24 protein-coding genes are annotated in these 22,763 nt (G+C 70.4%); 15 read left to right on the forward strand and 9 right to left on the reverse strand.

What is annotated here, in order from left to right:
* Nucleotides 1–35 precede the first annotated feature (35 nt).
* Complete coding sequence (locus tag J2S44_RS21165) at nt 36–1,121, forward strand: UDP-N-acetylmuramate dehydrogenase (RefSeq protein ID WP_374727882.1); 1,086 nt, start codon at nt 36–38, stop codon at nt 1,119–1,121.
* Between the two features lie 95 nt (nt 1,122–1,216).
* On the opposite strand, the gene J2S44_RS21170 is transcribed toward J2S44_RS21165, so the two are convergent.
* Complete coding sequence (locus J2S44_RS21170; RefSeq protein WP_310416669.1) at nt 1,217–1,732, reverse strand: CAP domain-containing protein; 516 nt, start codon at nt 1,730–1,732, stop codon at nt 1,217–1,219.
* A 194-nt stretch (nt 1,733–1,926) separates the two neighbouring features.
* Here J2S44_RS21170 and J2S44_RS21175 point away from each other — a divergent pair, with 194 nt between their 5' ends.
* Nucleotides 1,927–2,394, forward strand: a complete 468-nt coding sequence (locus J2S44_RS21175) for a GGDEF domain-containing protein (protein WP_310416671.1) — start codon at nt 1,927–1,929, stop codon at nt 2,392–2,394.
* A gap of 20 nt (nt 2,395–2,414) precedes the next feature.
* Here the strand turns inward: J2S44_RS21175 and J2S44_RS21180 are convergent, their stop codons facing one another.
* Nucleotides 2,415–3,101: a sensor histidine kinase gene (locus J2S44_RS21180; RefSeq protein ID WP_310416673.1), complete on the reverse strand. Its 687-nt coding sequence runs from the start codon at nt 3,099–3,101 to the stop codon at nt 2,415–2,417.
* Between the two features lie 187 nt (nt 3,102–3,288).
* Between J2S44_RS21180 and J2S44_RS21185 the strand changes: the two genes are divergently transcribed.
* The 11 genes from J2S44_RS21185 to J2S44_RS21235 all read left to right on the forward strand — a co-directional run bounded on the left by J2S44_RS21185 (nt 3,289) and on the right by J2S44_RS21235 (nt 12,520).
* Nucleotides 3,289–3,987, forward strand: coding sequence for a response regulator transcription factor (locus J2S44_RS21185; RefSeq protein ID WP_310416676.1), 699 nt, complete (start codon nt 3,289–3,291; stop codon nt 3,985–3,987).
* 61 nt (nt 3,988–4,048) lie between these two features.
* A complete protein-coding gene (locus J2S44_RS21190) occupies nt 4,049–6,466 on the forward strand; it encodes a chemotaxis protein CheA (RefSeq protein WP_310416679.1) in 2,418 nt (805 codons plus the stop codon).
* A gap of 1 nt (nt 6,467) precedes the next feature.
* Nucleotides 6,468–6,911 (forward strand): chemotaxis protein CheW, encoded by a 444-nt coding sequence (locus tag J2S44_RS21195; protein WP_033346646.1) that lies wholly within the window; start codon nt 6,468–6,470, stop codon nt 6,909–6,911.
* Nucleotides 6,912–7,009: 98 nt separating this feature from the next.
* Nucleotides 7,010–7,885: a hypothetical protein gene (locus J2S44_RS21200; RefSeq protein WP_310416681.1), complete on the forward strand. Its 876-nt coding sequence runs from the start codon at nt 7,010–7,012 to the stop codon at nt 7,883–7,885.
* Between the two features lie 118 nt (nt 7,886–8,003).
* Nucleotides 8,004–9,164: a protein-glutamate methylesterase/protein-glutamine glutaminase gene (locus J2S44_RS21205; RefSeq protein ID WP_310416684.1), complete on the forward strand. Its 1,161-nt coding sequence runs from the start codon at nt 8,004–8,006 to the stop codon at nt 9,162–9,164.
* Nucleotides 9,161–10,006, forward strand: coding sequence for a CheR family methyltransferase (locus tag J2S44_RS21210; RefSeq protein ID WP_310416687.1), 846 nt, complete (start codon nt 9,161–9,163; stop codon nt 10,004–10,006). The genes J2S44_RS21205 and J2S44_RS21210 overlap by 4 nt, the downstream gene beginning before the upstream one ends.
* Before the next feature lie 5 nt (nt 10,007–10,011).
* Nucleotides 10,012–10,398, forward strand: a complete 387-nt coding sequence (locus J2S44_RS21215; protein ID WP_307242653.1) for a response regulator — start codon at nt 10,012–10,014, stop codon at nt 10,396–10,398.
* Entirely contained in the window at nt 10,395–10,877 is a 483-nt protein-coding gene (locus J2S44_RS21220) for a chemotaxis protein CheX (protein WP_310416690.1), read from the forward strand. Before J2S44_RS21215 ends, J2S44_RS21220 begins: the two co-directional genes overlap by 4 nt.
* On the forward strand, nt 10,874–11,236 hold the full coding sequence (locus tag J2S44_RS21225; RefSeq protein ID WP_310416693.1) for a response regulator: 363 nt from the start codon (nt 10,874–10,876) through the stop codon (nt 11,234–11,236). Before J2S44_RS21220 ends, J2S44_RS21225 begins: the two co-directional genes overlap by 4 nt.
* Nucleotides 11,237–11,244: 8 nt before the next feature.
* Nucleotides 11,245–11,730 carry a hypothetical protein gene (locus J2S44_RS21230; RefSeq protein ID WP_310416697.1) on the forward strand — a complete coding sequence of 162 codons (486 nt, stop codon included), beginning with the start codon at nt 11,245–11,247 and terminating at the stop codon, nt 11,728–11,730.
* Between the two features lie 178 nt (nt 11,731–11,908).
* Nucleotides 11,909–12,520 (forward strand): hypothetical protein, encoded by a 612-nt coding sequence (locus tag J2S44_RS21235; RefSeq protein ID WP_310416700.1) that lies wholly within the window; start codon nt 11,909–11,911, stop codon nt 12,518–12,520.
* A gap of 60 nt (nt 12,521–12,580) precedes the next feature.
* Here the strand turns inward: J2S44_RS21235 and J2S44_RS21240 are convergent, their stop codons facing one another.
* Together J2S44_RS21240 and J2S44_RS21245 are read right to left on the reverse strand one after the other, a co-directional pair.
* On the reverse strand, nt 12,581–12,847 hold the full coding sequence (locus J2S44_RS21240) for a hypothetical protein (RefSeq protein WP_310416703.1): 267 nt from the start codon (nt 12,845–12,847) through the stop codon (nt 12,581–12,583).
* Between the two features lie 14 nt (nt 12,848–12,861).
* Complete coding sequence (locus J2S44_RS21245) at nt 12,862–14,514, reverse strand: sodium:solute symporter family protein (RefSeq protein ID WP_310416707.1); 1,653 nt, start codon at nt 14,512–14,514, stop codon at nt 12,862–12,864.
* Nucleotides 14,515–14,669: 155 nt separating this feature from the next.
* Between J2S44_RS21245 and J2S44_RS21250 the strand changes: the two genes are divergently transcribed.
* Nucleotides 14,670–16,097, forward strand: a complete 1,428-nt coding sequence (locus J2S44_RS21250; RefSeq protein ID WP_310416710.1) for a DHA2 family efflux MFS transporter permease subunit — start codon at nt 14,670–14,672, stop codon at nt 16,095–16,097.
* A 231-nt stretch (nt 16,098–16,328) separates the two neighbouring features.
* On the opposite strand, the gene J2S44_RS21255 is transcribed toward J2S44_RS21250, so the two are convergent.
* Entirely contained in the window at nt 16,329–16,697 is a 369-nt protein-coding gene (locus tag J2S44_RS21255; RefSeq protein WP_310416713.1) for a winged helix-turn-helix transcriptional regulator, read from the reverse strand.
* A gap of 93 nt (nt 16,698–16,790) precedes the next feature.
* Between J2S44_RS21255 and J2S44_RS21260 the strand changes: the two genes are divergently transcribed.
* Nucleotides 16,791–17,804 carry a zinc-binding alcohol dehydrogenase family protein gene (locus tag J2S44_RS21260; RefSeq protein WP_310416715.1) on the forward strand — a complete coding sequence of 338 codons (1,014 nt, stop codon included), beginning with the start codon at nt 16,791–16,793 and terminating at the stop codon, nt 17,802–17,804.
* Nucleotides 17,805–17,849: 45 nt separating this feature from the next.
* Here J2S44_RS21260 and J2S44_RS21265 read toward each other — a convergent pair whose 3' ends face one another.
* The 4 genes from J2S44_RS21265 to flhA all read right to left on the reverse strand — a co-directional run bounded on the left by J2S44_RS21265 (nt 17,850) and on the right by flhA (nt 22,739).
* On the reverse strand, nt 17,850–18,629 hold the full coding sequence (locus J2S44_RS21265) for a S1 family peptidase (RefSeq protein WP_310416718.1): 780 nt from the start codon (nt 18,627–18,629) through the stop codon (nt 17,850–17,852).
* Between the two features lie 111 nt (nt 18,630–18,740).
* On the reverse strand, nt 18,741–19,016 hold the full coding sequence (locus J2S44_RS21270) for a hypothetical protein (protein WP_310416722.1): 276 nt from the start codon (nt 19,014–19,016) through the stop codon (nt 18,741–18,743).
* A complete protein-coding gene (locus J2S44_RS21275; RefSeq protein WP_310416725.1) occupies nt 19,016–20,698 on the reverse strand; it encodes a hypothetical protein in 1,683 nt (560 codons plus the stop codon). The genes J2S44_RS21270 and J2S44_RS21275 overlap by 1 nt, the downstream gene beginning before the upstream one ends.
* Nucleotides 20,688–22,739 (reverse strand): flagellar biosynthesis protein FlhA, encoded by a 2,052-nt coding sequence (gene flhA, locus J2S44_RS21280; protein ID WP_310416727.1) that lies wholly within the window; start codon nt 22,737–22,739, stop codon nt 20,688–20,690. The genes J2S44_RS21275 and flhA overlap by 11 nt, the downstream gene beginning before the upstream one ends.
* Nucleotides 22,740–22,763: the final 24 nt, after the last annotated feature.

A 22,763-nucleotide genomic window follows, 5' to 3' on the forward strand; every position in this document is an offset into this window, starting at 1 on the left:
CCCAGTCCGCTCGCCCCCAGCCTAGGGTTAAGGGCGTGCACGACGTTAGCGCTGATTCGCCCACCGTCGCAGGGTCGACAGTCCCCAGTTCACTCGCTCCGCACACCACGTTGCGGTTGGGCGGGCCCGCCAGACGGCTGGTTTCCGCCGAAAATGCGGACGAACTGGTTGATTTGACGAAGGCTGCGGGCCGAACGGGTGACCCTCTGCTGTTGCTGGCCGGCGGCAGCAACGTGGTCATCGGGGACGACGGATTCGCCGGCACCGCGATCCTGGTCCGCAGCCGTGGCGTGGAGGTGATCAGTCGCCGCCCGGACCAGTGGATCGTCCGGGTCCAGGCCGGGCATCCGTGGGACGAGTTCGTCGCCGAGACGGTCGCGGCCGGCTGGGCCGGTGTCGAGTGCCTCTCCGGCATCCCCGGCTCGACCGGGGCCACCCCGATCCAGAACGTCGGGGCGTACGGGCAGGACGTGGCGGAGACGATCTCGTCGGTGACGGTCTACGACCGGGCCGAGGGCGTCATCCGGGACATGCCCGCGGCCGACTGCGGCTTCGGCTACCGCGCGAGCATCTTCAAGCACAACGAGCGGTACGTCGTGCTCTCCGTCGACTTCCGGCTGCGGCCCGCCGCGGAGTCCGGTCCGGTGCGCTACGCGGAGCTGGCCCGCACGCTCGGCGTGGCGCAGGGCGATCGGGTGCCGCTGGCCGCCGCGCGCGAGACCGTGCTGGCGCTGCGCGCCGGCAAGGGCATGGTGCTGGACGCGGACGACCGGGACACCTGGTCCGTCGGGTCGTTCTTCACCAACCCGATCGTGGACGCGGGCGCGTGGGAGAAGCTGCGCGAGGCGTCCGCCGGCGAGCCGCCCGGCTGGCCCGGTGAGGGCGGCCGGGTCAAGGTCAGCGCGGCCTGGCTGATCGACAAGGCCGGGTTCGGCCGGGGATATCCGGGCGGTGACGTGCCGGTCAGCATCTCCACCAAGCACACGTTGGCGCTGACCAACCGGGGTTCGGGCAGCACCGCGCAGCTGCTCGGCCTGGCGCGGGAGATCCGCGACGGCGTGCGTGACCGCTTCGGCGTGCTCCTGCACCCCGAGCCGGTGCTGGTCGGCTGCGAGATCTGACGCCACCGTCCGGCACCACCGGGAAACAGATCAAGGGATCGGCGTCCGGGGACGCCGATCCCTTGATCAACGGGGGGTGAGGGGAGGTGTGTGGGTCAGCCGCCGAATTCCTGGGTCCAGTAGATGGTGCCGTTGGTGTCGCGGGCGACGCCGACGCCGATCTTGGTGGCTTTGCAGTTGAGGATGTTCTTGCGGTGGCCGGGGCTGTTCATCCAGCCGGTCATGACGCCGGTGGTGTCGGCGTAGCCCCAGGCGATGTTCTCGCCGACGGCGGGGGCGTAGCCGGCGGCCTTGACGCGGGCGGTGAAGGTGGAGCCGTTGCGGCCGGTGTGGGAGAAGTAGCGGTGCTTGGCCTGGTCGGAGGAGTGGCCGCGGGCGGCTTTGGTCAGTGCGGGGGAGGTGGTGAGTTTCTTGCAGCCGGCCTTGGTGCGTGCGGTGTTGGTGGCGGCGACGACCTGGGACTCCAGCGTGGTGGCCGGGGTCACGGCGGCGGTCGCGGTGGTGGCGGTGCCACCGATCACGAGGGCGGCGGTGACGGCGGTCAGGGCGGCGGAGCGGATCAGGTTGCGCAAGAATTCGGCCTCTCGGTCGGCGTTGCTTACGCCGGTCAAGTTCGGCCGGGTGCGTGGACCCTTGATGAATCGACGTGGTGCTATGCGGTGAGCGCTCGGTTCCCACCCGGGTGCCGGATTCCCTCACCGTCCGGCAACCCGACCGCTCAGGAACCGCTCCCGCGCGCCGATACGGCGGGTATCAGGCGGCCCGGGCCGGTGGTCCGTGCCGTACGACAGGAGGTTTCGCCGTTATGGACGCCCCGACCGGTGCCATCGACCGCAGCGCGTGGGAGGAGGAGCTGGAGCGGCGGGTCACCGCCGCGTACCGAGGCCGGTACCCGCTGGTGATCGTGCTGCTCGACCTGGACCACTTCGCGGCCTACCAGGCGCAGCACGGACGGGAGGCCGCCGAGCAGCTGCTCCTGGACGCCGGTGAGGCCTGGCGTGCCCACGTACGCCCCGACGATCTGCTCGTCCGGTACGGGGAGGGACAGTTCGGCGTGATCCTCAGCCGGGTGCAGCTGCGCGCGGCGGAACGGATCATCGCGCGACTGCAGCAGGCCACGCCGGTCGCGCAGACGTTCTCCGCGGGCGTGGCGCTGTGGAACGGCTCCGAGGACTGGCAGTCGCTCGTCGCGCGCGCGGTCGAGGCGCTGGAGGCGGCGAAGGACGGCGGCCGTAACCGGTGCGTGGTGCACGGCGCCTCCGCGCTGATCTGAGGGCCGGTTCCCGGAACGGCTCAGGCGGTCGGCAGCCGCACCGTGATCGCCGCGCCGGTCCGCGGGTCGAAGCCGATCGAGACCGCGCCGCCGTGGCGGTGCGCGATCGCCCGGGCGAGCAACATCCAGAGCGCCAGGCTGCGGGTACGGTCGCCGCCCGGCACCGGCAGCGAGGTCGCCAGGAAGTATTCGTCGGTGAGCGTCTCGGCCTGGGTGCTGCGGATCGTCACGGTCCAGTGGTCGCCGAAGCAGGCGCCGCGGATCTCGCCGCTGCCGTCCAGCGCCCGCTCGGTCATCGCGCCGGTGACCGCGTAGAACAGCTGGTGCAGCAGGCCGGCGTCGCCCGGGACGGCCGGCCCGGCCTCGACCGTGCCGCGCACCGCCGCGGTCGGCACCACACGCTCGACCTCCCGGCCGGCGTCGGCGACGACCGCCGCCAGCTCGACCGGTTCGGACTGCACCGGCAGGTCGCCGGACTCGAGGCGAGACAGCAGCATCAGGTCCTCGACCAGCACCAGCATGCGTTCGGTGTTGCGCTGCACGACGGAGAGCGCGGTGGGCCGCTCGCCCTCCGGCAGCTCGACGCCGGAGAGCATCTCCGTGAACGCGGCGATGGAGGTCAGCGGCGTGCGCAACTCGTGCGAGACGACGGCGAGGAACTGGGCCTTGAATGCATCCCGTGATTCGGGCTCCGGTGCGGTTTTCACGAGCGGTCCTGTTTCGGATGCGGGCGCAAGCAGTGACTTCCCACGATAAACTCTGACTGTTCGGTTTTTTGCTCCTAATATCACCTTATAGGCATCGTAACCGATTCATGCCATATGGGTATCCGGACGATGCTGCAGGGGGTGGGCTAATGCAGGGACCCATGTGTGCCCGGGCGGGGGCGATCCGGTGAGCAAGCTTCTGGTCGTCGAGGACGATCCGGACATCGCGCTGGCTCTGCGGATGCTTTTCGGTCGCGCCGGGTACGACATCTCACACGCCTCCGACGGCCGCAGCGGACTGCGCGAGGCCTACACGGAGAAGCCCGATCTGGTCGTCCTGGACGTGGGACTGCCGGAGATGGACGGCTGGCAGGTGCTGGAACGGCTGCGGGACGTCTCGGACGTACCGGTGCTGGTGCTGACCGCGCACGGCCAGGAGGCCGAGAAGGTGCGCGGCCTGCGCGGCGGCGCCGACGACTACCTCACCAAGCCGTTCGCGAACGCGGAACTGCTGGCCCGGGTCGAGGCGCTGCTGCGCCGCTCGTCGGCCGGCCAGAACAGCTGGGCCAGCCAGGTCTACGACGACGGCGTCGTGCACCTGGACCCCACCCGGCGCCGCGTCTACGTCAAGGGCGAGGAGGTCCGGCTCACGCCGACCGAGTTCCGGCTGCTGAACGCGCTCGTCCGGCACGCCGGGGCGGTCCTCAGCCCGAACCAGCTGCTGACCCAGGCGTGGGACGACCCGACCGGCATCGGCCAGGAGCGGGTGAAGTTCGCCGTGCTGCGACTGCGCCGCAAGCTGGGCTGGTCCGACCCCGAAGAGTCGCCCATCGAATCGGTACGAGGTTTCGGCTACCGGTACCGGAAGGCCAACCCCGATGCCTGATTCCTCAAGTACGTCCTTTTTCGGTCGATAGGGCTCCTGCACCGGAGCAGGAGGGAAGCCTGTGGAAGAGCTTGGCGAGATCGTCGGCGAGTTCCTGATGGAGAGCCACGAGAACCTGGACCAACTGGACCGGGACCTCGTGTCGCTGGAGCAGGACCCCGGATCGCGTGACCTGATCTCACGCATCTTTCGGACGATCCACACAATCAAGGGCACCAGCGGGTTCCTCGCGTTCTCCCGGCTGGAGACCCTGACCCACGCCGGTGAGTCGCTGCTGTCGCGGCTGCGCGACGGCGTGCAGCCGGTGACCGCGGAGACCATCACCGCGCTGCTCGCGATGCTGGACGGCGTCCGTGCGCTGCTGGCCACGATCGAGGAGACCGGCGCCGAGGGCGACGTCGACGTGGACGGCATCATCGCCACCGTCAACGCGCAGATGGCCGAGCCGGGCGCCGCTCCCGCCGCCGCGAAGCCGGCCGCGGAGAAGCCCGCCGCGGCCGAGGAGGCCCCGGCCGAGGCCGAGGACAAGGCGCCCAAGGCGCCGGCCGGCGTGCCGTCCGCGTTCGAGGACGAGGCCGCGGCCGACGACGCCGGTGAGCAGCGCCCCACGCCCGAGCCGATCGAGGAGCAGCGCAAGCCGATCGGCGAGCAGCTGGTCGAGTCCGGCGCCGCCTCCACGGCCGACGTCGCCTCCGCACTGCAGCAGCAGATCGAGGGCGACGAGCGCAAGCTCGGCACGATCCTGCTCGACGAGGGCAAGGCCGCCCCGGCCGCGGTGAGTGACGCGGTGCAGAACCAGGCGCCGAAGCGCAGCGTCGCGGACAGCGCGATCCGCGTCGACGTCGACCTGCTCGACGGCCTGATGAACCTGGTCGGTGAGCTGGTGCTCGCCCGCAACCAGCTGGTCCGCGGCGTGGCCGAGATGGGCGACCAGGCGATGGTGCGCAGCGCCCAGCGGCTCAACCTGATCACCAGTGAGCTGCAAGAGGGCATCATGAAGACCCGCATGCAGCCGATCGACCACATCTGGTCGAAGCTGCCGCGAGTCGTCCGGGACCTCTCCAAGGCGCTGGACAAGCAGATCAACCTGGTCATGGAGGGCAAGGAGACCGAGCTCGACCGCACGCTGCTGGAGGCGGTCAAGGACCCGCTGACCCACCTGGTGCGCAACGCGGTCGACCACGGCATCGAGGACGTGCCGACCCGCATCGCGTCCGGCAAGGGCCCGGAGGGCACGCTCACGCTGCGCGCGTTCCACGAGGGCGGGCACGTGACGGTCGAGGTCGCCGACGACGGCGCCGGCCTCAACGTGGAGCGGATCGCGAAGAAGGCCGTGGAGAACGGCCTCGCCAAGCCGGAGCAGATCGCGACCATGGACCGGCGCGAGATCATGTCGATGGTCTTCCAGCCCGGGTTCTCCACCGCCGCGAAGGTCACCAACGTCTCCGGCCGCGGCGTCGGCATGGACGTGGTGAAGACCAACATCGAGCGCGTCGGCGGCGCGGTCGGCGTCGACTCCGTGCCGGGCAAGGGCACCACCTGGCGCCTGACCATCCCGCTGACCCTGGCGATCATCCAGGCGCTGACCATCGACTGCGCCGACCAGCGGTACGTGGTGCCGCAGGCCTCGGTGCTGGAGCTGGTCTTCATCGACGGCAACTCGACGAAGATCGAGTACGCGTCCGGCGCCCCGGTCTACCGGCTGCGCGGCCGGCTGCTCCCGTTGGTCCGCCTGGACCGCACGCTCGGCCTGCCGGTCGGCGGCGACCAGGGCGTCTACATCGTGGTGCTGCAGGCCGACGGCCGCAGCTTCGGCCTGGTCGTGGACCGCGTCCTGAACACCGAGGAGGTCGTGGTCAAGGCGCTCAACTCGCGGTTCAAGGACGTCGGCCTCTACGCCGGCGCCACGATCCTCGGCCACGGCAAGGTCGGCCTGATCCTGGACGTCGCGTCGCTGGCCCGCCGGTCGAACCTGGCGACCAGCTCGGAGCGCGACTCCAGCATCAGCGCGCGGGACAGCCGCGGGCCGAGCGACAACGCGGAGCGCCTGCTGGTCACCGCGGTCGGCGAGCGCCGGGTGGCGATCCCGCTGGACACGGTCACCCGCCTGGAGGAGTTCCCGATCGCGAAGATCGAGCACGCCGGCAGCCGGGAGGTCGTGCAGTACCGCGGCCAGATCCTGCCGCTGGTCCGGCTGTCGTACCTGCTCGGTGCGATGCCGGAGGAGACCGGCGAGACGGTCTCCGTGGTGGTCTACAGCGAGGGCGAGCGCAGTGTCGCGCTGGTCGTCGACAAGATCGTGGACATCGTGGAGGACGCGATGACCGCCCGCCGGAACGTCGACGACGACGGCCTGGTCGGCACCGCGGTCATCCAGCAGCGGGTCACCGAGCTGCTCGACGTCCGCCGTGCGATCGTCGCGGCCGACCCGAACTTCTACAGCGACCTGCACGAGGACGAGATGCTGGTGGAGGCCTGAGATGGCGACCCGACAATTCGCCACGTTCGAGGTGGCGGGGCAGCTCTTCGGCGTCGAGGTGCACACGGTGCAGGAGGTGCTCTCCTACAACGAGTACACGATGGTGCCGCTGGCGCCGTCCGCGGTCGGCGGACTGTTCAACCTCCGCGGTCAGGTGATCGCGGCGGTGGACCTCCGGGTGCAGCTCGGCCTGCCCCGGCAGTCGCTGGACGGCCCGGTGATGAACGTGATCCTGCGCGGCGACGAGGAGCCGGTCAGCCTGCTGGTCGACAAGATCGGTGAGGTGGTCGACCTGGACGAGGCCACGTTCGAACCGCCGCCGGACACGCTGAACGGCCCGACCCGCGAGCTGGTCGTCGGCACGTTCAAGCTGGAAGGCCGCCTGATGCTGGCGCTCAACGTGGCTCAGGCAGTGGACACCTACCGCACCCCGGCCGTGAGCTAGGGCTTGTGATCACCTCCGGACCCTCGCACCCCCGTGCCGCCGATCCGTCGGCCCGGGGGTGCGAGGGTCCGCTGTCTAAGGCCGGGTGCTGATTTCTCGTGTACAGCCTTGTCAGTGCGCCCGTGCTCGGCTTCGACCTGACCCGGTTGGCGGGCGGGTCCGCCACCGCCGAGGTGCTGCTGCGGGCGTTGCGGCTGAGCCGGGAGGACCTGCCGGTGCTGGCCGGCACGCTGCCGAGCGAGGAGATCCGGGCGCCGCTCTGGCTCGAGGTGGAGAGCGCGGCGCGCCAGGTGCCGACGCTGCGCGGGCTGTCCGACATGGCCGACTCCGCGGCCGCGCTCACCATGGTCGAGCGCGCCCCGATCGGCAGCGTCGACTCGCTGCTCACCTGCGTGCGCTACGACGTGATGTCCTGGACGTGGGTCGGCAAGGGGCGCGGCGCCCGCCAGGACGAGGTCGCGGAGAAGGCGACCGCACTGCTCTGTGACGCGGTGGTCGCGTCGTACCTGCGCGAGGTCCTGGACGACTCCGTGCGCCGCCGGCTCGGCGCGGGCTGGGTGGCCGCGGTCCGCCGGTTACCCGGTGGCCCACCGGTGGACCTGGGCCCGCACCACTACGTGGTCTCCTCGCTGCTGGAACGGCTGCGCTCGCTGACCGGGGCGGACGTGGAACGGCTGATCCGCTCCGGCGAGGACGCGCGGGTGAACTCCGGCGGCTGGTCCCCGGCCGTGCACTCGGCGTCCTGGGCGGCGTACCTGTCCGACCGGATCCGCACGGCCGCGGCCGCCCAGCTGCTGCTCGTGCAGGCGATCGACACGTCCGCGGTGCCGATGTCCGCGCGGGCCGGCGGCGTCTGGAACATGCTCAGCGGCGCGGTCCAGGCACTGGTGGTCCGCGACCTGCTGGACACCGGCACCGCACACCGGCTGTTGAGCCCGGTCGTAGCCGCTTTGGGACCGGCATGGCTGTCCTGACCGTTATATCCCCGTTGCGAGAAAGCCTCAATTCGGTCGCGGTGGGGTCGATTCAAGGTTGCGGGCAGGGTGCGCAGAGCGCGCAGACCCGCCGGATGTGGCGCAGGGAGGCGAGGAAGTGACGATCGCAGTGATGGTGGTCGACGACTCAGTGGTCGTCCGCCGGCTGATCGTGGACGCGCTCGACGGCATGCCCGACATCAAGGTCGTCGGTACCGCCTCCAACGGCCGTCTGGCCCAGGCGAAGATCGACCAGCTGAAGCCGGACGTCATCACGATGGACATCGAGATGCCGGAGATGAACGGCATCGAAGCGGTCCGGGAGCTGCGCAAACGGCACAAGACGCCGGTCATCATGTTCAGCACGCTCAGTGCCGCGGGCGCCACCGCGACGCTGGACGCGCTGGCCGCCGGCGCCACCGACTACGTCACCAAGCCGGCGAACGTGGGCAGCGTGCAGGCCTCCATCCAGGCGGTACGCGACCAGCTGGTGCCGAAGATCCACGCGTTGGGCGGGCGCCGCGGCGGACCGCCGATGGCCGGCCGCCCACCGGCCCGCCCGATGGCCCCGACGGCCCCGGCCCGGCCCGGCGCGCCGATGATGGGCCGCCCGGGACTGCCGCCGCTGGCCGGTGGCCCCGCGCCGCACGGCGGACCGGGCGCGCCGACCGGGCGGATCGACCTGATCGCGGTGGGCTGCTCGACCGGTGGCCCGGACGCGCTCGCCCGGGTGGTGCAGTCCTTTCCCGGAGACCTGCCGGTGCCGGTGGTGGTCACCCAGCACATGCCGCCGGTCTTCACGAAGATGTTCGCCGAACGGCTGGACCGCACGAACGCGATCCAGGTCGTCGAGGCCACGGACGGTATGACACTCAAGCCGGGGGCGATGTACATCGCTCCCGGCGACCGCCACCTCGTCCTGGTCAAACGGGGGACCGGCGTGGTCACCCAGCTGTCCACCGCGCCGCCGGAGAACTCGTGCCGGCCCGCCGTGGACGTGATGTTCCGAGCGGTCGGCCGCGCCTACGGCGGCTCGACCCTCGCCGTGATCCTGACCGGCATGGGTCAGGACGGCCGCAATGGCTGCCAGGAACTCCGGGCGGCCGGCGCCGAGATCGTCGCGCAGGACGAGGCGACCTCGGTGGTGTGGGGAATGCCCGGCGCGGTCGTCACCGCGAACCTCGCCCACACCGTGCTGCCGCTGGACCAGATCGGCCCGTACCTGACCTCTCGTGTGAATGCCGGCCGCACGGCTCGGCCGAAGGTGGTGACTCGATGACACTGTCTCAACAAGACTTCTCATTCGTCGCTGGGCTCGTGCGACGCGAGGCGTCGATCGTGCTGGCTCCGGGCAAGGAGTACCTGGTCGAGGCGCGGCTGATCCCGGTCGCGCGCCAGGTCGGCGCGGCCAGCGTGACCGAGTTCCTGGCGAACATGCAGCGCCGTCCGGATCCCACGCACCAGCGGATGATCGTGGACGCGCTGACGACGAACGAGACGTCCTGGTTCCGGGACCGTGAGCCGTTCACCGCACTCACCGAACAGATCCTGCCGGAGCTGATCAGTGCCCGGGCGACCAGCCGCAAGCTGCGGTTCTGGTCGGCCGCGTGCTCCAGCGGGCAGGAGCCGTACAGCCTGGCGATCACGCTGCAGCAGGCGCTGCCGGCCGGCTGGAACTACGAGATCGTCGGCAGCGACATCTCCACCGAGATGATCAAGCGGGCCGAGGCCGGCGAGTTCAGCCAGGTGGAGATCAACCGGGGCCTGCCGGCCGCGCAGCTCGTGCACTACTTCGAGCGGGCCGGCGCGCACTGGCGGATCGCGCCCTCGCTGCGGCGCAACGTCTCCTTCACCCGGCTGAACCTGACCGCGCCGCTGCCGCCGATGCCGCCGTTCGACGTCGTGTTCCTGCGCAACGTGCTCATCTACTTCGACGTGGACACCAAGCGCACCGTGTTGCGCAATATCGGCCGGATGCTGCGGCCGGACGGGTGGCTCTTCCTGGGAGCCGCCGAGACAACAATCGGCATCGATGACAACTATGAGCGGGTCGTAGCCGGGCGCACGTCGGCGTACCGACTCAAGTCTGCGGTGCCGGCCGGCACCGCACGGAAGGGGTGAGCCACGTGCAGGCGATTTTGATCGACGACTCCCGGGCGATGCGTCTGATCCTGCGCCGCATCGTCGGGCAGATCGGCTTCGACGCGGTGGAAGCAGAGGACGGGCAGGCCGCCATCGACCTGCTCAACAGCATGGAGAAGGCGCCGGAACTGGCGCTCATTGACTGGAACATGCCCAACATGAACGGCCTCGAGTTCGTCACCGCGGTCCGCAAGGAGCCGAAGTACCGCGAGATGACGCTCGTCATGGTCACGACGGAGAGCGAACAGAGCCAGATCGTACGAGCGCTCGCCGCCGGCGCGCACGAGTACGTGATCAAGCCGTTCACCGCGGGCGCCATGATCGAAAAGCTGGCCCTGCTGGGCCTCGTCCCTCAGGGAGCGAGTTCATGAGTGATGTAGCTGCACTTCGGGTCGAAGACCTGTCGGAGATCGTCGAACAGGTGTGGTCGTCGTACCTCGATCCGGAGGGCGTCGAGCCGCTCCTCCCGGTCTACGACGACATCGACAGCATGAAGACGGACATGCACGCGTCCGTGTCGATCACCGGCACCTGGCACGGGCACGTGGTCGTCGCCTGCAACGAGTCGGCCGCGAAGAACACCTCCGCCGCGTTCCTGGCGATGGAGGTGGAGGAGGTCGGCGAGGCCGACATGATGGACGTGCTGGGCGAACTGGCCAACATCGTCGGCGGCAACGTGAAGAGCATGCTCCCGCCGGGCTGCTTCGTCTCGCTGCCGACCGTGGTCACCGGCGAGGCCCCGCACTACCCGTCCGCGGAGCCGGTCTGCCGGCTGGCCGGTACCTGGATGAGCGATCCGTTCGTCATCACCATGTGGCAGAGCCGCGGAGACGGAGGCGAGGCGGCATGAAGATTCTGATCGCTGATGACAGCCGGGTGATGCGCCAGATCGTCACCCGTACGCTGCGCCAGGCCGGCTTCGACGGGCACGACCTGGTCGAGGCGCAGGACGGCAAGCAGGCGTTCGACCTGGTGCAGTCGGAGAAGCCGGACCTGGTGATCTCCGACTGGAACATGCCCGAGATGACCGGCGTGGAGTGCCTCCGGCAGCTGCGCGCGAACGGGAACAACGTCAAATTCGGCTTCGTCACCTCGGAGTGCACGCCCGAGATGATGCAACAGGCCGAAGCCGCCGGTGCCGAGTTCTTCATCATCAAGCCGTTCACAGCTGAACGATTTGATGAGGTCTTTAGTCCAATTTTGGGATGATATGAGCCATGTCTGACACTCTCGCAGTTCCCGCCTCTCTCGCGGTGCGCAACATGCTCGGGGACACCCTGGGCCGTGAGGTCACCGTCAATATCGGAAATCCGCTGACGCAGAAGGATCTGCCCACCGCCACGGTGGCGATCTACGTCGACTCCAGCAACCGGGTGGCGGCCGTCCTCGGGATGGACCTGAAGCTCGCCGCGTTCGCCGGTGCCGCGCTGGGTCTGCTGCCGGTCGGCGGTGCGGAGGACGCCATCGACGACAAGGAGCTCTACCCGAACCTCGCGGAGAACGTCGGCGAGCTCTGCAACATCCTGACCGGCCTGCTCAACAAGGAGGGCGCGCCGCACGTCAAACTCGACCGCGTCGTCCTCCCGGGCGAGTCGATCCCGAACGACGCACAGGCCCACCTGCTCGCACTCGGCCGCCGCATCGACCTGACGGTCGACATCCAGCGGTACGGCAGCGGCACGTTCTCACTCTCGCTGGCCTGAACCACGTTCTCCCGCGTCGCCGGCCCCGCACGGGGCCGGCGGCGCGACGCGTTCCAGGGACGGTGGACCGCGGTACGGCGTGAGCCGTAGCGCTGCCGAAATTCCTGAGATCTCCCCGCAACCGGCCGATAACCGGATTACAGCGGACCGTCTACCCCCGGTCCGGAAGGAGATCGACATGGGTTCCATCAGCAGCGTCAGCGGTGGGGCGAACACCGCGTACGCGAACAGCGGCCGCATCGAGCGCCGCGACCCGATGGCCACCGTCGCGAAGACGCTCGGCCTGGACAACAACACCCTCCGGGAGAAGATGAAGGAGGGGAACTCGCTCGCCGACATCGCGGAGACCCAGGGCGTCGCGAACGATGACCTGATCGCCGCGATCAAGCAGGGCATGCCGGTCGACAAGGCCAACTCGCCGCAGGCCACCGAGCTGGCGGAGTCGCTGGCCAACGCGACGAACGCGGGTGCGCTGGCCGCGGCCGGCGGTGCGGGCGGCCCCGGTGGTCCCGGTGCCGGCGGTCCCGGCGGCGGGCACGGTGGCGGACCGGGCGGTGGCCACGGCGGCCAGCTCGGCGGGCCCGGGCTCAGCAGCCCACCGCGCGCGACCACGGAGTCGGAGTCGCTCAGCCGGATCAGCAACCTGCTGGAGATGTCCACCGACGAGGTCAGCCAGCAGGTGCACAGCGCCGCCGACCTGCTCAACCTGGCCAGCTCCAAGGGCGTCACCACCGAGCAGCTGACCTCGGTCCTGCAGCGCAGCGGCAGCCTGGTCGACGTCCGCGTCTGACCAGGCCGCACACGGGCGAGGCCCGGGACGTACCGTCCCGGGCCTCGAAGGTTCTGCGATCTACTGCCCCTCGGCCGAGGGCTCCGGGGTCTCCACCGGGCGCCACCACTGCCAGGCCAGGAAGAGCAGGCCCAGCGCGAGCATGCCGAGGCCCATCCACAGGTTGATCCGGACGCCCTCGGCCTTGGCGATCTCGTCGGGACCGTCGAACAGGCCGACGGCCGTGATGATGACGCCGTAGACCGTGAAGAGACCGCCGATCACGCGCCGGACGTCGAAGGTGCGTGCGGCCGAGGCCCGCTTCTGCTCGAGTTCGTTGTCGGTCATCGTGGGTTCCCCCGTCACCAGATCGGGATGTAGAGCAGCACGGACAGGACCAGGGCGATCACGCCCAGCAGCACCGGCGAGCGGTACCAGACGGCGTCGCCGGCGAGTGCGTCACTGACGCCGCCGGTGCCCTGCAGCCCGTAGACCAGGCCGCGGAGGTCGTCGTCGGACTTCGGCCGGGTCAGCGGCGTGATGACCAGCGCGACGATCACCACGGTGAAGAACGCGATGCCGGAACCCCAGAAGCTCTCCTCCAGGTCCGAGCCGAACGGCAGCGTGCCGGCCTTGTAGAGCAGGTAGACCGTCAGCGACGCGAGCGTGCCGAGCAGCAGCGACCAGAAACCGGCCTGCGCGGTCATTCGCTTCCAGAACATGCCTACAATGAATGTCGCGAACAATGGCGCATTGAACAAGCTAAATAGCGTTTGAATGTAATTCATAATATTGTTGAAATCGGCGGCGATGAACGCGGTGCCGATTCCGATCAGCACGCCGCACACCGTGGCGATCCGGCCCACCCGCAGGTAGTACCCGTCCGGCCGGTCCTTGCGGACGTAGGCCTGCCAGATGTCGTACGTGAAGACCGTGTTGAAACCGCTGACGTTCGCGGCCATGCCGGCCATGAAGGACGCGATCAGGCCGGTCACCGCGATGCCGAGCACGCCGTTCGGCAGCAGGTCGCGCATCAGCAGCGGGATCGCGTTGTTGTACTGCAGCGCGCCGGACTCCGCGCCCAGGCCGGACACGGTCACCAGCGCGATCAGGCCGGGCACCACGACGACGGCCGGGATCAGCAGCTTCGGGAACGCCGCGATGATCGGGGTACGCCGGGCCGCGCTCATGTTCCGGGCGCTCAGCGCGCGCTGGACCTCCGCGAAGTTCGTGGTCCAGTAGCCGAACGAGAGCACGAAGCCGAGGCCGAAGACGATGCCGATCCAGCTCGCGCCGAGCGGGTTGTCCGAGCCACCGGTGTCCGCCCAGGTGTGCAGTCCGGCCTCGCCGAGCGTGCTGTTCCGGACCGCGTCCGCCAGGCCGTTCACGCCGCCCACCTTGACCAGGCCGATCACGGTCAGCGGGATCAGGCCGGCCAGGATCACGAAGAACTGCAGCACCTCGTTGTAGATCGCCGAGGTGAGGCCGCCGACCGTGATGTACGCCAGCACGATCAGCGCACCGACCACGATGGACACCCACAGTGGCCAGCCGAGCAGCGCCTCCAGCACCAGGGCGAGTGCGAACAGGTTCACGCCCGCGATCAGCACCTGGGCGAGCGCGAAGCTCAGCGCGTTGAGCAGGTGGGTCGGCCGGTTGAAGCGGCGGAGCAGGAACTCCGGCACGCTCCGGACCTTGGAGCCGTAGTAGAACGGCATCATCACGATGCCCAGGAAGACCATCGCCGGTACGGCGCCGATCAGGTAGTAGTGCAGCGTCATCATGCCGTACTGGGCGCCGTTCGCGGCCATGCCGATGATCTCGAGCGCGCCGAGGTTGGCCGAGACGAACGCCAGACCGGTCACCCACGCCGGCAGCGACCGGCCGGACAGGAAGAAGTCGACGCTGGTCTTGATCGCGCGCCGGGCCGCGAAGCCCACGCCCAGCACGGTGCCGAAGTAGAGCACCAGAATCAGATAGTCGATTATGCCAAGATCAAGTCTTAGCTCCTCCACGGAACACCTCCCCAGGTGCCGGCGCGTGGGGTGCCGGTCGCCGGGGCGTGGACTACCCCTCGGTAACGGCGCTTACACGCGTGAGATCGTGTTGCGCACCACGTGTCAGTTGATCACCGGGTCGGTACGCTGCGGTGGTCGAAAAAGGGGGCGAAATGGGGCGTGGCCGTCGCCTGCTGATCCTGCTGATCTGTTGCATGAGCCTGCTGATCGTGGGCCTGGACAACACGATCGTCCAGGTGGCACTGCCGTCCATCCGCGCGGACCTGGGCGCCTCCGTGACTGGTCTGCAGTGGACCGTCGACGCGTACACGCTGGTCCTCGCGAGCCTGCTGATGCTGGCCGGCTCGACCGCGGACCGCATCGGACGGCGGCGGGTGTTCCAGACCGGGCTGCTCGTCTTCGCGCTCGGCAGCCTGGCGTGCAGCCTCGCCCCCACACTGGAGTGGCTGATCGCGGCGCGCGTACTGCAAGCGGTCGGCGGCTCGATGCTCAACCCGGTCGCCATGTCGATCATCACGAACACGTTCACCGACCCGCGCGAACGAGCCCGGGCGATCGGCGTCTGGGGCGCGGTCAGCGGCCTCGGCATGGCACTCGGCCCGGTCCTCGGCGGCATCCTGATCGGCAGCGTCGGCTGGGAGGCGATCTTCTGGATCAACATCCCGGTCGGGATCGCCGCGATCGCGCTGACCGCGCTCTACGTGCCGGAGTCCCGCGCCGAGCACCCGCGCCGCCCCGACCCGGCCGGGCAGCTGCTGGTGCTGGGGTTCCTGGCCACGCTCACGTTCGGCATCATCGAGGGCCCGAACCTCGGCTGGACCGCGCCGCTCATCCTCGGCGCGTTCGCCGCCGCCGCGCTGTCCCTGGCCGGCCTGCTGTACTACGAGCCGCGGCGCGACGAGCCCCTGCTCGACCTGCGGTTCTTCCGCAGCGCGCCGTTCTCCGGCGCGGTCGTCATCGCGATCAGCGGCTTCGCCGCGCTGGCCGGCATGCTCTTCCTCGGCACGCTCTACCTCCAGGAGGTGCGCGGCCTGTCCGCGCTGCACGCCGGCCTGTGGATGCTGCCGATCGCGGCCGCCACCGTCATCTTCTCGCCGATCGCCGGCCGGCTCGTCGGTGCGTGCGGGACCCGGCTCCCACTGATCATCGCGGGTGTCTCGATGACCGTGGCCGGCGCGATGCTCGCCGCGTTCACCGCCGCGACGCCGCTGCCGTGGATCCTCCTGCCGTACGCGCTGTTCGGCCTCGGCTTCGGCATGCTCAACACGCCGATCACCAACACCGCGGTCTCCGGCATGCCCCGCGCCCAGGCCGGCCTGGCCGCCTCGATCGCCTCCACCAGCCGTCAGGTCGGCCAGTCCCTCGGCGTGGCCGTGATCGGCGCCGTGGTCGTCACCGGTCTCGGTGACGCCACCGGCGCGACGCTCGCCGCCGACTTCCCGGCCGCCAGCCGCCCCGGCTTCCTCATCGTCGCCGCCGGTGGCCTCGTCGTCCTCCTCGTCGGCCTCGCCACCACCACCCCGCGCGCCACGGCCTCCGCCGCCCGCGTCGCCGCCGCCCTCGACCCGGCCCACGCCTGATCCCCACACCCAGATTCCCACGGGTTGCCCATCCCACCAATAGCCCGCCCGAGGACTCTCACACCGTCCTCCCGGCTGGCTTTGCTCTGCTTACATGACCAAACCAGCCCAATTCCCGCCGGTACGCGGACCGCGCGCGACGTACCGCCGGGTCTGCTTTGGTCGGTTTTGGCAATGTAAGCAGAGCAAAGGTGGGCGTGGCGGGATGGAGGGTGGGAATTGCGGCGCCGGCTAGGCGGCGGCGGTCGGGAAGCGGTGGATGTTCTGCTCGACCCAGGTGCGCAGCAGCGCGAGCGGGGCGCACGCGTCGCGGCCGAGCTCGGTCAGCGAGTACTCGACGTGCAGCGGCACGGCCGGGAAGACGGTGCGGTCGACCAAGCCGTGCGCCTCCAGGCCGCGCAGCGTGTGGGTGAGCACCTTCGGGCTGACGCCCTGCAGCCGGTCCCGGAGCGCGCCGAACCGCTGCGGGCCGTCCTCCAGCGCGCCGAGCGCGAGCGCGCTCCACTTGTTGGCCAGCAGGTCCAGCATGTTCCGGCAGGGGCAGGCGGCGGAGTAGACGTCGCGGGGACCGCAGGTCTCGGCATGGGGCTCGACACGCATCCGGCCAGGATAGTTCCCGAAGGGTAGTAGTTTCCCAGCGGTAACTACTGGTCATTGACGGTAACCACTACCCCGGGGATACCGTCGGCGACCATGAGCGAAACGATGCGCGCGGTCGCGTACCGCAGAAGTCTTCCGGCCGGTGATCCGGAGAGCCTGGTCGACGTGGAGCTGCCGGTGCCGGTGGCACACGGGCGCGACCTGCTGGTCCGGGTGCACGCGGTCTCGGTCAACCCGGTGGACACGAAGGTGCGGCGCGGCGGCGACCCCGCGGGCGGCCCGCGCGTGCTGGGGTTCGACGCGTCCGGCGTGGTCGAGGCGGTCGGGCCGGACGTCACCCGGTTCGCGGTCGGCGACGAGGTCTACTACGCGGGCTCGATCGGCCGGTCCGGCAGCGACGCGGAACTGCACCTGGTGGACGAGCGGGTGACCGGGCCCAAGCCGACGACGCTGAGCCACGCGGCGGCGGCCGCACTGCCACTGACCGCGATCACGGCGTGGGAGAGCCTGTTCGAGAAGCTGCGGGTGACCGCGGCGAGCACCGGCACGCTGCTGGTCGTGGGCGCGGCCGGTGGCGTCGGCTCGATGGTGATCCAGCTGGCCCGGCGGCTGACCGGGCTGACCGTGATCGCGACCGCGTCCCGGCCGGAGTCGCGCGAGTGGGCGCTGCGGATGGGCGCGCACCACGTGGTCGACCACCGCGACGGCCTGGCGGACGCGGTACTCGCGCTGGTGCCGGACGGCGTGGAGTACGTGTTCACCGCGTTCTCGGCGACCTCGCCGATCGGCGAGTACGAGCGGCTGACCGCGCCGTTCGGGCAGATCGTGGTGATCGACGACCCGGAGACGCTGGACGTGGTGCCGCTGAAGGGAAAGAGCATCAGCGTGCACTGGGAGCTGATGTTCACCAAGCCGCTGCACCTGCCCGCGGACGACACGCAGCACCGGCTGCTGAGCGAGGTGGCGCGCCTGGTCGACGAGGGACAGCTGCGCAGCACGATCACCGAGGAGCTGAGCCCGATCGGCGCGGCCGCGCTGCGGAAGGCGCACGCGCTGGTGGAGTCCGGTTCCGTGATCGGCAAGGTGGTCGTGTCCGGCGGGTTCTGACGGCAGGAGGGGCCGGCCGCGACCGGCCGGCCCCTCCCGCGCGCGTCACAACGTCGCGGCCGCCGCGGCGATCGCGGAGGCGAACGTGCTCACCTCGCTGTAGACACCCGGGTAGCCGGGCCGGGCGCAGCCGGTGCCCCAGCTGACGATGCCGACCTGCACCTTGGCGCCGGTGGAGGTGGTCTTGAACATCGGGCCACCGGAGTCGCCCTGGCAGGTGTCGGTGCCGCCCTGGGCGTACCCGGCGCAGATCATGTCGCTGGCGACGAACCGGCCGGTGTAGGAGGACGCACACGACGTGTCGCTGACGAACGGCACCGACGCCTTGAGCAGGTACCGCTGCTGCGCGCCACCCTCGGTCGCGGAGCCCCAGCCGGCGACCGTGAACGTGCCCGAGTTGTTGGCGGTGTTCGTGGCGATCGGCAGCGTGGCCAGGCCGGTGACCGGGGAGGCCAGCTTGATCAGCGCCCAGTCCTTGCCGGTGGTGACGCTGCGGTAGCCGGGCGCCCGGTAGACGTAGCTGGACCGGACCGTGATCCGGCTGGAGGACTGGAGGTCGACCACGCCCAGCGTCGCGGTGATGCTGGTGTTCGCGCCGGTGGCGCCGACGCAGTGGGCCGCCGTCAGCACGATCTGCGACGTGTAGAGCGCACCGCCGCAGCCCATCGAGAGCCGCACCATGAACGGGAACTCGCCCTGTGCGGCGCGGGTGCCGCCGACGACGTCGGGTCCCGCCTGCGCCACGCCGGGCACCGCGGTGCTGCCCAGCGCGGCGGCCGTGATGAGCGCGAGCAGGAGCCCGAGCGTTCTACCCAAACGAGCCATGTGTCCTCCCGAACGCGATCCGGACGCCTCGTGGGCGTCCGGATTTTCCTGGTTGCGGGGAGCCTATGGCTCGGTCACCCATCGATGGGCATATCGAAATAGATATACCGCCTACGAGGCCAGGCGCGGCGTCGCGTCCGAGATCGTGCCCTCCAGCGGCGCGGACTCCGTCCCGTCGGCGGCCGGCGCCTTCGCCGGGCCGGACTGGCCGTAGCCGAACGTCACGAACCGGAAACCGGCCAGCAGCAGCGCCGCAACGGGCACCGCGACCAGGAACCGGATCAGCGCGTCCGTGACGTCCAGCGTCTGCAGGATCAGCGACTGGAAGAACGCCGGCAGGGACAGGATCGCGGCGAACCACAGTGCAGACGGACGGATCAGCCCCATTAACGCCTCCGCTTTCGGGTGGACTTCTTCTCGGATTGGGTCAGACGCTGGCACAGCATGGCGGCCCACGCGTGCGGTGACGCGTCCTGGCCGTCGATCGTGAAGATCGGTACTTCCAGACCCAGCACGGTGGCCGGGTCCGCGGTCACGGCGGTGCCGTAGACCGCCACCGCGTCCACGTCACCCATGCCCTTCAGGTGGCGCAGCGTGTCCGCGGTCTTCCGGGTCGCGTCGACGGCCGCCCACACCTCGGTCGCGCCGATGGCGTCGCAGACGTCCCGGACCCACTCCTGGTTCGGCTCGTTCACCGGGGCGTCCAGCACCACCACGTACGGCGTGTCACCTCGGTGGATCTTGCGAGCCTTCTTCTCGGCCGCGCTCGGCCCGGAGATCTTCCGCGACGGGTGGATGCCGGTGCCGGCCGCGGACGGTCCGGCCAGCAGCAGCCGGGACGCGTCCAGCCGCAGCTGCTCGACCACCTTCCGGGCGACCGGCAGCGCGTGGCTCAGCTCGCCGGCCACCACCAGCACGTCACCGGCGCGCGCGGGCGGCTGCGGCCGGGGCGGCAGGTCGGCCAGCGCCTCCAGCACCCCGCCGTAGGCGTCCGGGCCGCTCGCCCGCTCCGCCATCGCGGCCGGCATGCCGAGCGCGATCAGCCGCTCGGCGATCGAGCTCCGCGTGACCTCGGCCACCGGCTCCGGCTCCGGCTGCGGCTGCGGCTGCGGCGCCAAGGCCGGTGCCGGGGCCGCTGCCGGGACCGGTGCCGCCTTCGGCACCGTGGGAGCCACGATCTCAGGAGCATGCACCGGTACGGCCGGGAGCGCCGGATGCACCGGGACCAGGGCCGATCGTTCCGGGGGCGCCGGAGCGGCCGGAATGATCGGCACCTCGGGCGCCATCGTCGCTGTTGCCATCGGTGTACTCATCGGCGGCGGCGCCGGTGCCGGCTGGGAAACGCCGGGTGCCAACGGGTTGGTTTCCGCGATCAGCTGTTCCAGCAGCGCCGGGCTGACCATCGGGCCGCCCGGTGCCGGCGGCCCGTCCGGCGACGTCGCGGCCGGCGGACGGTACGGCCGGACCGTGGGCGCGGCCGGCTTGAGCGGCACGTCGATCGCGGGCGGATCGCGCGGTACGTCGATCGCCGGCGCGGCGCCGCCGGACGGTGCGGACGGGGTGACTGCGGGATACCCGGCCGGTGCTCCGGCGGTGACCGCGCGCTCGGCCGGGGCGCGGGTCAGGTGCCCGCTCTCCAGCCCCGCCATGATCTCGGCGAACGCCGGGCTCGCGGTGGAGACCAGGCCGGCGCGTGCGGGCAGCTCACCGCCGCCGCCCTGGCCGTACGGGTTCCGGACCGGCGGCGGCTCCTTCGCGGGGGCCCGGGAGAAGCCGTCGTTGTCCGCGCGCTCCAGCAGCGCCGCCAGTGTGTCGGCTGGCTTCTCCCGGGGCGGCGCCTCCTGACCGCCACCGCCACCGCCCCCGCCAGTGCCACCGCCGCCACCGCCGTGCTTGCCGGCCATCACCTCGTCCGGGACCTCGACGGACAGCTCGTACTTCTGTTTCGCGAAGAAGCCGCCGAACCCGCCGGTGCGCACCTTGTCCGCCGAGATGATGCGCACCGAGGTGCCGTACTCCCTGCGCACCTGCTCCAGCAGCGGCTCGATGGCCGGACCCTCAAGCAGCACCCGCGTAGGCACCGTTCACCACCCCCATCGTCTCGATCTGCGCGGTCGAACCGGCGATCTCCGAGTAGGACATGACCGCGGTCTTGCGCCCACCGGCCCGCAACAGCCGGTGCAGCGGCGGCCGCAGCTGCGGCGAGCAGGCCAGCACCGGGTTGGCGCCCTGCTGCTCCGCGGTCTCGGCGTGCATCCCGATCTGGTTCACCACGTTCTCCGCGAGCGCGGCGTCCAGCGCCAGGAACAGCCCGTTCTCGCTCGGCCGCAGCGACTCCAGCATCGCGTGCTCCAGCTGCGGGTCGAGCGTGATCACGGTCAGCGTGCCCGCGGTGGTGAACTGCTGCGCGATCGCCGGGCCGAGCGCCGCGCGGGCCGCCTCCACCAGGCCGTCGTGGTCGGTGGAGACCTTCGCGCGCAGCGACAGCGACTCGAAGATGCGCACCAGGTCGCGGATGGCGACGCCCTCCTCCAGCAGCGACTGCAGCACCCGCTGGATCTGGCCGAGGCTGAGCAGCGACGGCGTCAGCTCCTCGACCACCACCGGGTGGGTGCGCTTGACCGTCTCGACCAGCGCGCGCACGTCCTCGCGGCCGAGCAGCCGGCTCGCGTTCGTGCGGACCACCTCGGCCAGATGCGTGATGATCACCGAGGCCCGGTCGACCACGGTCGCGCCGGCCAGCTCCGCCTGGTAGTGCAGCTCGGCCGGGACCCACTTGCCGGCCAGCCCGAACACCGGCTCGATGCCGGCCCGGCCGGGCAGCGCGGAGAGGCCGTCGCCGATCGCCAGCACGGTGCCCGGCGGTGCCTGGCCGCGGCCGGTCTCCACGCCGCTGATCCGGATCGCGTACCCGGAGAGCGGCAATTCGAGATCATCGCGGGTACGGACCGGGGGCATCACCACGCCGAGCTCCAGCGCGATCTTGCGGCGCAGCGCGCGGACCCGGTCCAGCAGGTCACCGCCGGTCGGGTCGACCAGGTCCACCAGGTCGGGGGAGAGCGCCAGCTCCAGCGGGTCGACCCGCATCTCACCCATGATCGACTCGGTGGTGTCCGGGTTGACCGACGCGGCCGCGGAGCCCTCGGCCGCCTCGCCCGGCGCGGGCTCCTCCACCGGCGGCTTGAGCCGGGTGGACGCGAACAGCACCAGCCCGCCGACCACCAGGAACGGCAGCTTCGGCAGGCCCGGGATGACGCAGAGCGCCAGCGCGGCACCGCCGCCGATCTGCAGCGCCAGCTTGTGCTGACCGAGTTGCTTGGTGACGCTGCTGCCCATGTCGCCCTCGGTGGCCGACCGGGTCACGATCAGACCGGTCGCCACGGACAGCAGCAGCGCCGGAATCTGCGAGACCAGGCCGTCACCCACGCTGAGCAGGCTGTACGTCTGGATCGCCTCGGCCGGCGCCATGCCCTTCTGCAGCATGCCGACGCCGAAGCCGCCGATCAGGTTGATCAACGTGATGATGATGGCCGCGATCGCGTCGCCCTTGACGAACTTCGAGGCGCCGTCCATCGCGCCGTAGAAGTCGGCCTCCGCGGAGACCTCCTGGCGCCGCTTCCGCGCCTCCGGCTCGTCGATCAGGCCCGCGTTCAGGTCCGCGTCGATCGCCATCTGCTTGCCGGGCATCGCGTCGAGCGTGAACCGGGCACCGACCTCGGCGACGCGTTCCGCACCCTTGGTCACCACGACCATCTGCACGATCACCAGGATGGTGAAGATGACCAGGCCGACGATGAGCGAGCCGCCGACCACGAAGTGACCGAACGCCTCGATCACCTTGCCGGCGAAGCCGTCCATCAGCACCAGCCGGGTCGCGCTGATGTTCAGTGCCAGCCGGAACAGCGTGAAGATCAGCAGGAGTGCCGGGAAGATCGAGAACTCCAGCGGCTTCTGGACGAACATGCTGACCAGGACGATCAGCAGCGCACCGGTGATGTTCAGCGCGATGAGCAGGTCGAGGAGCATCGTCGGCAGTGGCACCACCATCATCACGATGATCGCGATGACGCCGATCGGTACGGCCAGTTGGCCCATCAGCTTCGAGTTCACGGCACCTTCCACGGGTGTGGGGCT

It is taken from the genome of Catenuloplanes niger, from assembly GCF_031458255.1.
Lineage (GTDB): Bacteria > Actinomycetota > Actinomycetes > Mycobacteriales > Micromonosporaceae > Catenuloplanes > Catenuloplanes niger.

Excerpts from the sequence above, each read along its gene's own strand:
- J2S44_RS21195 (WP_033346646.1), top strand. The coding sequence starts at position 6,468 with ATGGCGACCCGACAATTCGCCACGTTCGAGGTGGCGGGGCAGCTCTTC.
- J2S44_RS21265 (WP_310416718.1), bottom strand. The coding sequence starts at position 18,629 with ATGGCTCGTTTGGGTAGAACGCTCGGGCTCCTGCTCGCGCTCATCACG.
- J2S44_RS21235 (WP_310416700.1), top strand. The coding sequence starts at position 11,909 with ATGGGTTCCATCAGCAGCGTCAGCGGTGGGGCGAACACCGCGTACGCG.
- J2S44_RS21225 (WP_310416693.1), top strand. The coding sequence starts at position 10,874 with ATGAAGATTCTGATCGCTGATGACAGCCGGGTGATGCGCCAGATCGTC.
- J2S44_RS21240 (WP_310416703.1), bottom strand. The coding sequence starts at position 12,847 with ATGACCGACAACGAACTCGAGCAGAAGCGGGCCTCGGCCGCACGCACC.
- J2S44_RS21260 (WP_310416715.1), top strand. The coding sequence starts at position 16,791 with ATGAGCGAAACGATGCGCGCGGTCGCGTACCGCAGAAGTCTTCCGGCC.
- J2S44_RS21175 (WP_310416671.1), top strand. The coding sequence starts at position 1,927 with ATGGACGCCCCGACCGGTGCCATCGACCGCAGCGCGTGGGAGGAGGAG.
- J2S44_RS21270 (WP_310416722.1), bottom strand. The coding sequence starts at position 19,016 with ATGGGGCTGATCCGTCCGTCTGCACTGTGGTTCGCCGCGATCCTGTCC.
- J2S44_RS21255 (WP_310416713.1), bottom strand. The coding sequence starts at position 16,697 with ATGCGTGTCGAGCCCCATGCCGAGACCTGCGGTCCCCGCGACGTCTAC.
- J2S44_RS21220 (WP_310416690.1), top strand. The coding sequence starts at position 10,395 with ATGAGTGATGTAGCTGCACTTCGGGTCGAAGACCTGTCGGAGATCGTC.
- J2S44_RS21230 (WP_310416697.1), top strand. The coding sequence starts at position 11,245 with ATGTCTGACACTCTCGCAGTTCCCGCCTCTCTCGCGGTGCGCAACATG.
- J2S44_RS21210 (WP_310416687.1), top strand. The coding sequence starts at position 9,161 with ATGACACTGTCTCAACAAGACTTCTCATTCGTCGCTGGGCTCGTGCGA.
- J2S44_RS21250 (WP_310416710.1), top strand. The coding sequence starts at position 14,670 with ATGGGGCGTGGCCGTCGCCTGCTGATCCTGCTGATCTGTTGCATGAGC.